Annotated in this window: 11 protein-coding genes; 4 read left to right on the top strand and 7 right to left on the bottom strand. The window is 57.8% G+C overall.

Annotation, left to right across the window (positions count from 1 at the left end):
- The 6 genes from JQ845_RS00350 to gloB form a co-directional block, all read right to left on the bottom strand.
- Entirely contained in the window at positions 1-1,020 is a 1,020-nt protein-coding gene (locus JQ845_RS00350) for an ABC transporter permease (protein ID WP_003441380.1), read from the bottom strand.
- A 1-nt stretch (position 1,021) separates the two neighbouring features.
- Complete coding sequence (locus JQ845_RS00345) at positions 1,022-2,095, bottom strand: microcin C ABC transporter permease YejB (protein WP_003441381.1); 1,074 nt, start codon at positions 2,093-2,095, stop codon at positions 1,022-1,024.
- Positions 2,096-3,937 carry an extracellular solute-binding protein gene (locus JQ845_RS00340; RefSeq protein ID WP_003441382.1) on the bottom strand — a complete coding sequence of 614 codons (1,842 nt, stop codon included), beginning with the start codon at positions 3,935-3,937 and terminating at the stop codon, positions 2,096-2,098.
- On the bottom strand, positions 3,934-5,763 hold the full coding sequence (locus JQ845_RS00335) for an extracellular solute-binding protein (protein ID WP_203007925.1): 1,830 nt from the start codon (positions 5,761-5,763) through the stop codon (positions 3,934-3,936). The genes JQ845_RS00340 and JQ845_RS00335 overlap by 4 nt, the downstream gene beginning before the upstream one ends.
- A gap of 157 nt (positions 5,764-5,920) precedes the next feature.
- The gene (locus JQ845_RS00330; RefSeq protein ID WP_029612344.1) at positions 5,921-7,321 is read right to left on the bottom strand and encodes a transglycosylase SLT domain-containing protein; all 1,401 of its coding nucleotides are present in this window, start codon (positions 7,319-7,321) and stop codon (positions 5,921-5,923) included.
- A 98-nt stretch (positions 7,322-7,419) separates the two neighbouring features.
- Positions 7,420-8,199: a hydroxyacylglutathione hydrolase gene (gene gloB / locus JQ845_RS00325; protein ID WP_203007923.1), complete on the bottom strand. Its 780-nt coding sequence runs from the start codon at positions 8,197-8,199 to the stop codon at positions 7,420-7,422.
- A 119-nt stretch (positions 8,200-8,318) separates the two neighbouring features.
- On the opposite strand from gloB, the gene JQ845_RS00320 reads away from it, so the two are divergent.
- The 4 genes from JQ845_RS00320 (at position 8,319) to JQ845_RS00305 (ending at position 10,983) form a co-directional block, all read left to right on the top strand.
- The gene (locus JQ845_RS00320) at positions 8,319-9,077 is read left to right on the top strand and encodes a methyltransferase domain-containing protein (protein WP_003441386.1); all 759 of its coding nucleotides are present in this window, start codon (positions 8,319-8,321) and stop codon (positions 9,075-9,077) included.
- An 85-nt stretch (positions 9,078-9,162) separates the two neighbouring features.
- Complete coding sequence (gene rnhA, locus JQ845_RS00315; RefSeq protein WP_003441387.1) at positions 9,163-9,615, top strand: ribonuclease HI; 453 nt, start codon at positions 9,163-9,165, stop codon at positions 9,613-9,615.
- Entirely contained in the window at positions 9,608-10,366 is a 759-nt protein-coding gene (dnaQ, locus tag JQ845_RS00310; RefSeq protein ID WP_003441388.1) for a DNA polymerase III subunit epsilon, read from the top strand. Before rnhA ends, dnaQ begins: the two co-directional genes overlap by 8 nt.
- 44 nt (positions 10,367-10,410) lie before the next feature.
- Positions 10,411-10,983, top strand: coding sequence for a GNAT family N-acetyltransferase (locus JQ845_RS00305; protein ID WP_003441389.1), 573 nt, complete (start codon positions 10,411-10,413; stop codon positions 10,981-10,983).
- Between the two features lie 55 nt (positions 10,984-11,038).
- On the opposite strand, the gene JQ845_RS00300 is transcribed toward JQ845_RS00305, so the two are convergent.
- A complete protein-coding gene (locus JQ845_RS00300; protein WP_202210937.1) occupies positions 11,039-11,950 on the bottom strand; it encodes a LysR substrate-binding domain-containing protein in 912 nt (303 codons plus the stop codon).
- Between the last annotated feature and the right edge of the window lie 71 nt (positions 11,951-12,021).

Below are 12,021 nucleotides of genomic sequence, written 5' to 3'. Positions count from 1 at the left end.
TCATTTCCTCGGGTCGAAAGCATCGCGAGCGGACTCGCCGATAAACACCAGCAGGCTGAGCATGATGGCCAGCACGGCGAAAGCACTGATGCCCAGCCATGGCGCTTGCAGGTTGGACTTGCCTTGCGCCACCAGTTCGCCCAGCGACGGCGCGCCGGGGGGCAGGCCGAAGCCCAGAAAGTCCAGCGCGGTGAGGGTACCGATGGCGCCGGTCAAAATAAACGGCATGAAAGTCATGGTCGAAACCATCGCATTGGGCAGGATATGTCGGTACATGATCGCAATGTCCTGCATGCCCAGGGCCCGTGCGGCGCGCACATATTCCAGATTGCGTCCGCGCAGGAATTCGGCGCGTACCACATCTACCAGGCTCATCCATGAGAACAGCAGCATGATCCCCAGCAGCCACCAGAAGTTCGGCTGGACGAAACTGGCGAGAATGATCAGCAGATACAGCACCGGCAAACCTGACCAGATCTCAAGAAAGCGCTGACCGGCGAGGTCGATCCAGCCACCATAAAAACCCTGCAGGGCTCCCGCGATCACGCCAATGATCGAACTCAAAATGGTCAGTGTCAGGGCGAACAGCACCGAGATCCGGAAACCATAAATCACCCGCGCCAATACATCGCGGCCCTGGTCATCGGTGCCCAGCCAGTTCTCGGCGGAAGGCGGGGCCGGTGCCGGGACTTTCAGGTCGTAGTTAATACTCTGATAGCTGTACGGGATGGGCGGCCACAAGACCCAGGCGTCTTTCTTGGCCAGCAGTTCACGGATATAGGGGCTCTTGTAGTTGGCTTCGAGGGGGAACTCGCCGCCAAAGTCCGTCTCCGGGTAACGCTTGAGTGCCGGGAAATACCATTCACCGTCGTAATTGATTACCAGCGGTTTATCGTTGGCAATCAGCTCCGCACCCAGGCTGAGTCCGAACAGCAGTACAAAGATCCACAGCGACCACCAACCACGCTTGTTGGCCTTGAAACGTTCAAAACGTCGCCGATTGAGAGGGGACAGTTTCATCTCAATGCTCCCTGCTTTCGAAGTCGATGCGCGGATCAACCAGGGTGTAAGAGAGGTCTCCGATCAGTTTCACCAGCAGTCCGACCAGGGTGAAGATGAACAGGGTGCCGAAGACCACCGGGTAATCGCGATTGATCGCCGCTTCGAAACTCATGAGTCCCAGTCCGTCCAGCGAGAAAATCACTTCGACCAGCAATGAGCCGGTAAAGAAAATCCCGATAAAGGCCGACGGGAAGCCGGCAATTACCAGCAACATGGCATTGCGAAACACGTGACCGTAGAGCACCCGGTGGTTGGTCAGGCCTTTTGCCTTGGCGGTGACTACGTACTGTTTGTTGATTTCATCCAGAAAGCTGTTTTTGGTCAGCAGGGTCATGGTGGCGAAGTTGCCGATCACCAGGGCTGTGACGGGCAAGGCCAGGTGCCAGAAATAATCGAGAATCTTGCCCCCCAGACTCAGTTCGTCGAAGTTGTTGGAGGTCAGGCCCCGTAACGGAAACCAGTCCAGATAGCTGCCGCCGGCAAACACCACGATCAGCAGGATGGCAAACAGAAAGGCCGGAATGGCGTAGCCCACAATGATGGCCGAACTGGTCCAGACGTCGAACTGGCTGCCGTGTCGCGTGGCCTTGGCAATGCCCAACGGGATAGACACCAGGTACATGATCAGCGTGCTCCATAGACCCAGCGAGATGGAGACAGGCATCTTTTCCTTGATCAGGTCGATGACCTTGGCATCCCGGAAAAAGCTCTCGCCGAAGTCCAGTCGGGCGTAGTTCTTGATCATGATCCACAAGCGCTCGGGGGCGGGCTTGTCAAAGCCGTACATCTTTTCGATTTCCTGGATCAGGGCCGGGTCCAGCCCTTGGGCGCCGCGATAGTTGGAGCCCGCCACCGAGACTTCGGAGCCACCGCCCGCAATGCGGCTGGTTGCGCCATCGAAGCCTTCAAGTTTGGCGATCATCTGTTCAACCGGCCCCCCGGGTGCGGCCTGGATGATGATGAAGTTAATCAGCAAAATACCGAGCAATGTCGGAATGATCAGCAGCAGTCGCCTGAATATATACGCCAGCATTTAAGGCTCCAGGTTTGCACTTTTGGTTTCGGTTGGAGTCGCGGGTTTGGTGTCAGGCTTTGCCCACCACGTAGTGGTTCCAATGTCGTACAAGGGGGTGACCGCGGGATGGCCGATATGATTTGAATAGGCCACGCGCCAGGTTTTGATGTGCCAGTTGGGAATCACGTAGAAGCCCCACTGCAAGACGCGGTCCAGAGCGCGGGCGTGATTGATCAGGCTTTGACGCGATTCAGCGTTGATCAGCCCCTCGGTCAGCTGGTCAATGGCCGGATCTTTGAGACCTATGAAATTGCGGCTGCCGGGTTTATCGGCGCTCTGCGATTCCCAGTACTCGCGCTGCTCGCTGCCAGGGGAGCTGGACTGCGGGAACCCGCCGACGATCATGTCGAAATCCCTGGAGCGCAGGCGGTTGAGGTACTGGGAGGTGTCAACCCGACGAATTTGCAAATCGATGCCCAGGTCGCTGAGGTTACGTTTGTAAGGCAGCAGAATTCGTTCGAACTCGGTTTGCGCCAGCAAAAATTCGATTTTTACCGGCTTGCCCTGGGCGTCGACCATCTTGTCGTCGACAATCCGCCATCCGGCGTCCTGCAACAGTTGATAGGCACGGCGCTGCTGGTCGCGAATCATGCCGCTGCCATCGGTGACCCCAGGGTTGAACACGTCGGTAAACACCTGGTCGGGGATCTGGCCGCGCAAGGGCTCCAGAATGGCCAGTTCTTCGGCCGTGGGCAGTGCTTTTGCGGCCATGTCCGAGTTTTCAAAAAAACTGTTGGTCCGTGCGTAAGCGCCACTGAACAACTGTTTGTTGGCCCATTCAAAGTCGAACAGCAGGCTCAGCGCCTCGCGTACCCGAACGTCCTGAAACATGGGCTTGCGCAGGTTGAAGATAAAACCTTGCATGCCTGTGGGGTTGTGGTTGCGTATTTCTTCTTTTTTCAAGCGTCCCTGAGTGAACGCCGGGGCGTTGTAGGCGCTGGCCCAGTTCTTGGCGCTGATCTCGAACCAGTAATCGAACTGTCCGGCCTTGAGTGCTTCAAAGGCCACGCTGTTGTCACGGAAGTAATCGACGGTAATCGTGTCGAAGTTGTACAGCCCTTTGTTGATCGGTAGATCCTTGCCCCAGTAGTTTTTGTTCCTTTCGTAACGAATTGAGCGCCCCGGCTTGATCTCGCTGATGGTGTAGGGGCCGCTGCCTACCGGGATTTCAAGATTACCCTTGCCGAAGTCCCGGTTTTCCCACCAGTGTTTGGGAAGGACGGGAAGTTGACCAAGGATCAGTGGCAACTCGCGGTTCTTGTTGTGCTTGAACGTGAACTTCACCTGCAGCGGGTTTTCCGCGATGGCCTGGTCAACATCGCTGTAGTAGCCCTTGTACAGCGGCGAGCCATTTTTCATCAGGGTATCGAAGCTGAACACCACGTCTTCGGCGCGAATCGGATGACCGTCGTTGAATTTGGCTTCGGGGCGCAGGTAAAAGCGCACCCAGCTGTTGTCCGGCGCTTTCTCGATCTTTTCGGCGATCACGCCATAGGCGGTGAAAGGTTCGTCCAGGCTTTGCCGGGCCAGCGTGTCAAAGGTCAGGTCAATGTCATCGGCCGGCACGCCTTTGTTGATAAAGGGGTTAAGGCTGTCAAAAGTACCCAGCGCCGATTTTCGGAAGATGCCGCCCTTGGGGGCATCCGGATTGACGTAATCCACATGCTTGAAGTTGGCCGGATATTTCGGTGGCTCATCGTAGAGCGTCAAAGCATGCTGCGGGGCCGCCAGTGCCGCGCAGGCAAGACTCGCCAGCAGCATGGCGCAGAGAGGTTTGAGCAACGTACGCAAAGGCATCATCGGGTTTTCTCCGTAGGCTTGAGCCACCACGCGCTAAGGCCCAGGGCGTAGGGCGGCGTAGTCACGAAGGCGAACCGGTTGCGGTACGCCAGGCGGTGATAATTCAAATACCAGTTAGGAATGCTGTAGTGCTGCCAGAGCAGGACGCGATCCAGCGCCCGGCCTGCGGCCAGTTGTTCTTCGCGGGTCTGGGCTGCCAGCAGGCGTTCGAGCAATTGATCGACCACCGGGTTCGCCACGCCTGCATAGTTCTTGCTGCCTTTGACATTGGCCTGGCTGGAATGGAAGTACTGCCACTGCTCAAGTCCGGGGCTCAGGGTCTGATCCAGGGTCATCAGGATCATGTCGAAGTCGAATTGATCCAGGCGCTGTTTGTATTGAGCGCGGTCCACGGTGCGCAGCCGGGCATCGACCCCGATACTGGCCAGGTTCTCCACGTAGGGTTGCAGGATGCGCTCAAGGTTGGGGTTTACCAGCAGTATTTCGAAGCGCAGCGGTTTGCCATCTATATCGAGCAGGCGCTGTCCGGAAAGTTTCCAGCCACATTCGGCCAGTAAACCCAGTGCCTGGCGCATGGTGTCCCGGGGAATGCCCCGGCCTCCGGTCTGCGGCAGGCCAAAGGCCTGGCTGAACAGTTCTGGCGGCAGCTGACTGCGCCAGGGTGAGAGCATCAGCCACTCATGCCCTTGTGGAATGCCGCTGGCCGAGAACTCGCTGTTGGGGTAGTAACTGGCGGCGCGCTTGTAGGCACCGTTGAACAGCGTGCGGTTGGTCCATTCAAAGTCGAACATGAGGCCCAGGGCCTCACGGACTTTTGCCTGGGCAAAAGCAGGACGCCGGCTGTTCATGAACAAGCCCTGGGTTTGCGTCGGGATCTGGTGGGGGATTTCGGCTTTGATCACCTCGCCGCGACGGACGGCCGGGAAGTTATAGCCATTGGCCCAGTTCTTGGCCTGGTGTTCGATATAAATGTCGAACTCGCCCGCCTTGAATGCTTCGAAGGCCACATCGCTGTCGCGGTAGAACTCCACTTCAACCCGGTCGAAATTGTATTTTCCGCGATTGACCGGCAGGTTGGCCCCCCACCAGTTTTTGACGTGCTCAAACACCAGTTGCCGGCCGGGTGTGACCTTGGTGATGCGATAGGGGCCACTGCCCAGCGGCGGTTCGAAGGTGGTGGCTTTAAAGTTGCGGTTTACCCAGTAGTGCTGTGGCAGGACGGGTAATTCACCAAGGCGCAGAATCAGCAAGGGGTTGCCCGCGCGCTTGAACACGAAGCGAATGCGCTTGGGCCCCAGGATATCTACGCGCTGGACTTCCTGAAGGTTGGTCCGGTACTGCGGATGGCCTTCTTTGAGCAGCAGGTTGTAGGAAAACGCTACGTCGTAGGCGGTGATGGGCGTTCCATCGTGAAAGCGGGCTTCCGGGCGCAGGTTAAACACCACCCAGCTGCGGCCTTCGTTGTACTCCACCGATTGCGCGATCAGCCCGTAGCTGGAAGTGGGCTCATCGCCGGAGGGGGCGTATTGGCCAGTCCCGGCCATCAGGGTTTCGTTGAGCTCGTTGACCCCGTACTGCAGGAAATTTGCGGTCGATACCGGGCTGGTGCCCTTGAAGGTGTAGGGGTTGAGCGTGTCGAAGGTTCCAAACGCCATGACCTTCAGCGTCCCGCCTTTAGGCGCGTCAGGGTTGACCCAGTCGAAATGGGTAAACGTGGCCGGGTACCTGAGGGTGCCGAACTGCGCATAACCGTGGCTTTCACTCAGGGTTGCGCTTGCGGGGAAGCTCAAGGCCAGGCCGATTAATAACGGGAGGAGGGGTCGCATCAAGGCAAGAGATCCGATCCAGGCGTTGGGCTTAGGGTTTCCGTACAGTAACAGCTTGTATCTGTGGGAAAAAGGCCACTCTGGAAAGCACTGCGGGCAAGCTGCTTCTTACATATCTGTAGGAAACAGCTTGCCCGCAATATTGCCAGTCAGGAGCTTAGCGAGGTTTGGAAACCGTCAGCATTTGCCCTGGTTTCAGGGCTTTGGCGCTGCTCGGGTTCCAGCGCTTGAGGTGCTGCATTTCAACGTTGAAACGCTTGGCAACGATGTACAGCGAGTCGCCTTTTTTAACCTTGTATTGCGTCGGTTTTTTGCCTGCCGGTTTGCGTGTGTCTTGCATGACCAGAATCTGGCCGACCTTGAGGTTGTTGCCGCTCAATTTGTTCCAGTGCTGCAGGTCTTTGGCATTGACCTTGTTGGCCTTGGCAATCAGCGTCAGGTTGTCGCCACTCTTGACCCGGTACTTACGGTTAAGCCGGGTTGGTGAAACGCTTGCAACGTTGTCAAATACCGGCTTTTTAGGGCGCAGGCTGATCAACTCTTCAGGGTTGAGGTTGGACAGGCTGGCGGTCAGCAGTTGCGCTTTGGAAGTGGGGACCAACAAGTGCTGCGGGCCGTCGATGGTGGCGCGCTGTTTATAGGCCGGGTTCAGCTGGAACATCTCGTCTTCGTCGATCTCGGCCAGCGCTGCCACGCGTGACAAGTCCATGGACTGTTTGATTTCGACCATTTCGAAGTAGGGTTCGTTGGCGATGGGGTTCAGGTTGATGCCATAGGCCTCAGGGGCCATGACCACCTGAGACAGTGCCAGTAATTTGGGCACATAGTCTTTGGTTTCCTGCGGCAGGGGCAGGTTCCAGTAGTCAGTAGGCAACCCCAGTTTCTGGTTGCGCTCGATGGCCCGGCTTACGGTGCCTTCACCGGAGTTGTAAGCGGCCAGTGCCAGCAGCCAGTCACCGTTGAACATGTCGTGAAGGCGGTTAAGGTAGTCCAGCGCTGCGATGGTGGAGGCCGTAATGTCGCGGCGACCGTCGTAAGCACGGGTTTGACGCAAATTGAAGTAACGGCCTGTCGAAGGAATGAACTGCCAGAGCCCGACTGCATTGGCGTGGGAATACGCCATCGGGTTGTAGGCGCTTTCGATGGCTGGCAGCAGCGCCAGTTCCAGCGGCATGTTGCGCTCTTCGAGGCGTTCAACGATGTAGTGGATATAGAGGCTGCCGCGCTCTCCGGCGTTTTCGAGAAAGGACGGGTTGCTGGCAAACCACAAACGCTGCTGTTCAATGCGCGGGTTAACGTTCTGACCGTCTTGCAACTTGAAGCCCTGGCGCATCCGTTCCCATACATCTTGCGGGGCAACGGGGCTAGGTTTTTCACTGAGCCAGAGAGGCTCCTGAGGAATACGTTTGGTGATTTTCAGGCTGGCGCGTTCGGTTGGCTGAGCCGAATGGTCCATGGATTGGCAGCCCGCGAGAATGGCAGAGACAGCCACCGCGATAGCTTTGACCAAGCGCGTCAATGCGTCTGAATTGATGGAGTTACCTATAGATGACGACATTGGCTAGAAGATAGTTCAGGCAAAAATGTCGGGGGATTCTAGAAAGCAGGGGAGACGCGGTCAACTGTTCAGAATTTTTGTGCCAACCGCGACCCTGTTTAGAACTTATCTTTCCAGCTTCGCAAGCTGGCAAAGACCGCACTGGGCGAGTCATTGTCACGGGAATTCCACTCGTCAGCTTTTTCTTTAACGGATGTTTCATTGACCCGCAGAAACGGATTGGTGAGCAATTCGAGGGCAATACTTGATGGCAGACTGATGTGACCTGTTGCCCGCCATTCGGTGACTTGAGCGATTCGCGCGGCAATACCCGGGTTGCCAGGCTCTACCGCCTGGGCGAAGCGCAGATTGCTCAAAGTATATTCGTGGGTGCAGTACACCGCCGTGTTGGCGGGCAGTGCGGCCAGCCGGCTCAGGGACTGGTGCATCTGTTCGGGGGTGCCCTCGAACAGCCGGCCGCAACCGGCGGCGAACAGGGTATCGCCACACAGCAATATCGGCGCCGCCTGGTCAGCGTGATAATAGGCAATGTGTCCCAGGGTATGGCCGGGCACGAGCAGAACCTTGAACGTCAGGCCCAGGATTTCGATTTGATCGCTGTCGTTGAGTGCCACTTGTCGGGACGGGATGGTCTCGAGTGCAGGTCCCCAGACCTTCGCGTTAGTGTGCTCGTGAAGCTGGGCAACACCCCCCACATGGTCGAAGTGGTGATGGGTCACCAGAATGTCGCTTAGCACCCAGTCCGGGTGTCGGGCCAGCCAGGCCAGAACAGGCGCGGCGTCACCCGGATCGACCACGGCGCAACATTTGCGGGTCATGTCCTGTAACAACCAGATGTAGTTGTCGCTGAAGGCGGGCAGGGCGTCGATCTGTAACATGGTGCAATTCCCAAGTGCGAAACAATGGCGCATCTTAGGGGTTGTTGCCGGTTCATGGCGAGCCACGATGTACAGCAGCCCCGGGTTTGGTAATAGGCATATGGCGAGTTGGAGGAGCAATGACCGATAAAGCATTGGCTCAGGCAGATCCTGAGTGGCTGGAGCTGATCAGTTCAGCCCGAGAGTGGTTGTCCAGCCCCCTTGGACAAGTGCTGCTCAACGATGAGCAGCGGGTTCTCGAGGAGGAGCTCGGGCGCTATTTCGGCGGTTATCTGGTGCATTACGGCCCTGGCGCCGACACCCCGCCCAAGGCGCCGCAAGTGCAACGCAATGTACGCCTGGGGGCCCCCCTGCCCGGTGTCGAAATCATTTGTGAAGAACAGGCCTGGCCTTTATGTGAGCACGCCGCAGATGTCGTGGTGTTGCAGCATGGCCTGGATTTCTGTCTGTCGCCCCACGGCCTGTTGCGTGAAGCGGCCAGTAGCGTGCGTCCCGGCGGCCATTTGTTGATTGTCGGTATCAACCCCTGGAGTGGCTGGGGATTGCGCCATGTATTCGCCAAGGATGCCCTCGGCAAGGCTCGTTGCATCTCACCTTCGCGAGTGGCCGACTGGCTGAACCTGCTGGGCTTTGCGCTGGAGAAACGCCGCTTTGGGTGCTATCGTCCGCCGCTCGCATCGAAAGCGTGGCAAAGCCGATTTTCAGGCTGGGAGCGCAAGGCCGGTAGCTGGCAATTGGCCGGTGGCGGCTTCTATGTATTGGTCGCGCGTAAAATGGTGGTGGGCTTGCGTCCCGTCAATCCGATGCGCAGAGAGCCGATGGGCAAGCTGATCCCCTTGCAGATGGCCAAGGTCAATCGGCGTCACACTGAACCTTAATTAATGTCAGGTCGGGTTTGCCCGGCCTCAGGTGCTGCTGATCCTCGATTGGCAGGCCAAGGCAGCCTTTTCTGGATAGTTTGTAATGAGCGATAGCGTTGAGATGTTCACCGATGGTGCCTGCAAGGGCAATCCTGGCCCGGGCGGCTGGGGTGCTTTACTGGTCTGCCAGGGGGTCGAAAAAGAACTCTGGGGTGGCGAACCCGCTACCACCAACAACCGCATGGAGCTGATGGCGGCCATTCGTGGCCTTGAAGAGCTCAAGCGCCCCTGTGAAGTGTTGCTGGTGACCGACTCGCAGTACGTGATGAAAGGCATTACCGAGTGGATGGTCAACTGGAAAAAACGCGGCTGGAAAACTGCGGCCAAAGAACCGGTTAAAAATGCCGACCTGTGGAAGTTGCTCGATGAGCAAGTCAATCGTCACACCGTGAAGTGGCAGTGGGTACGCGGGCATATCGGCCATTATGGCAACGAGCGCGCCGACCAACTGGCCAATCGCGGGGTGGACGAAATGAGGGGCATCAAGCATGCGTAGTGTTGTTCTCGATACTGAAACCACCGGTATGCCGGTTACCGATGGCCACCGGGTGATCGAGATCGGTTGCGTCGAGTTGATGGGCCGCCGTCTGACCGGCCGGCATTTTCACGTGTATCTGCAACCCGATCGTGAAAGTGACGAGGGCGCAATTGGCGTTCACGGTATTACTAACGAATTTCTGGTGGGCAAGCCCCGTTTCGCAGAAGTCGCCGACGAGTTTTTTGACTTCATCAAAGGCGCGCAACTGATCATTCATAACGCCGCGTTCGACGTGGGCTTTCTGAATAACGAATTTGCCCTGATCGGGCAGACCGACCGCGCCGACATCACCCGCCATTGCACTATTCTCGACACCCTGGCGATGGCGCGAGCGCGTCATCCGGGTCAGCGCAACAGCCTGGATGCCTTGTGCAAACGCTATGGCGTCGACAACTCGGGGCGTGAACTGCACGGCGCACTGCTCGACTCCGAGATTCTGGCGGACGTTTACCTGACCATGACCGGTGGCCAGACCAGCCTGTCGCTGGCCGGTAACGCATCTGACGGTAATGGTTCCGGCGAAGGTTCAGGCAACCAGGCCAGCGAAATCATCCGCTTGTCAGCCGATCGCCAGCCTGGCCGGATTATCCGTGCAAGTGAAAGCGATCTGGCCGAGCACGCGGCTCGTCTGGAGGCTATTGCCAAGTCTGCGGGTGGGCCATCGCTGTGGGCCCAGCTTCTCGAAGCCAAAGAACAGACACTGCAATAACCCCGTTTGACGCCGGGGCTATTGCGCACGAAGAAGGATTTTTCATGTACCTGGTTATGAATCCAAAGGACCCGGAAGTCTCTGTGCGTTTGGCCGATGAAGGCTTTGCTCCCTACGTGTGGGGCAATGATTTCAGTTTTGACGTCTGTGCCTATGCCCGTGTCGACCAACATAAAAAGGTCGAGCACTGGCCATTGGATACGATCACGCCTTACCGCAAATGCTACGGGATTGACCCTGACGAATTCGCCAGCTACCGCGGGGCGCCAGACAGTGCGATCTTCATGGCGTATCTGGACAACCAGCCGGTCGGCCATGTTGTGGTCAGCACCAACTGGAACGGTTTTGCCCATGTCGATGAACTGGCTGTCGCCGCCTGTGCCCGGCGCCATGGTGTGGCCAAGTCATTACTGGACGTGGTCAGGTTCTGGAGCCTGAAGAAAAAACTGCCAGGCATCATGCTTGAAACCCAGAACAACAACATTGGCGCCTGTCGGCTGTATGAGCGCTGCGGGTATCAGGTGGGGGGTATCGATCATCTGCGTTATCGAGGCATTGACCCGCTGACCCGCGAGGTCGCGATTTTTTGGTATCTGTTGTTCGAAAACCACTGCTGACGTTGCAGGAACTGATTTGCCGGCGACGGGATCGCCAGCAAGATGCACGATTCGATTACAGCGCCATCAACCCCTGATCAGCCAGCATGGCTTCGGCCTTCTGCCGCACGATATCGAACAATGCCTGCAACGCCGGGGCTGGCTCCGAGCCCTTGGGAGTCAGTGCATACAGGGTCACCGGGATCGCAGGCGAGAGCGGGCACACGTCCAGCCCGCCGGCTTTGGCACCCGCAGCGGTAAACGGGTCGACTAGGGCCAACCCTTCGCCAGCCTCCACCATGCTGCGCAACATCTGATAATTCTGAACCTGAATCTGCACCACGGGTGCCGGGCGCAAGGCTTGCAGCTTGCTGTCCAGCACGCGGCTCAGCGGGTCCTGGTGTTGCAGGCCAATCATTGCCTGGCCTGCCAGATCTTGCAGACCTATGTATTTTTGCTTGGGGGATAACCAGCCGTGGGGGGCCAGCAACTGCACCTTGCCCTGGGTCAGCTTGAGGCAATCAATGCCCGGTTGTTCAGCCGGGTGCAGGCTGAAGCCCACATCGCATTCGTCCATCAACAAGCGGCGCGCGATTTCGCCGCAGGGCGCGCTGCTCAAGGTGCTGGGCGTATCGGCAATGCGCCGTCGCAGCAGTGCAATGCTGTAGGGCAGCAGGGTCTGGGCCAGTGTTTCGCTACAGGTCACGCGCAATACGGGCTCCTGATGCTGGCGCAAGGCGTCGGCAAGCCGGCGTAGTGGCTCGAAGTCCAGGTACAGCTGATTGGCGAGGGGTTGCAGCAGAAGGGTTTCGCGGCTGGCCTGCAGCCGTCCGCGTACGCTGGCAAACAACATGAAGCCGAGCTGTTGCTCGGCCTCATGCAGCGTGGCACTGAGGGTGGCCACTGGCATTTGCAGCAGCTCGCCAGCATGGTCGAGGCTACCGGTCTGCAAGATGGCCTGAATCACTTCGATATGGCGTAAGCGCATGCGTGAAGTCCATGTTCAGCGGATGAGGTTTCAGCGTTGTGAAGCCTGACCCAAGTCTCATCCTGTGACTT

It is taken from the genome of Pseudomonas paraversuta (assembly GCF_904063065.1).
Classification (GTDB): Bacteria; Pseudomonadota; Gammaproteobacteria; order Pseudomonadales; family Pseudomonadaceae; genus Aquipseudomonas; species Aquipseudomonas paraversuta.
The sequence above is the reverse complement of the archived record's forward strand: the minus strand, read 5'-3'. Positions and strand labels throughout refer to the sequence as shown.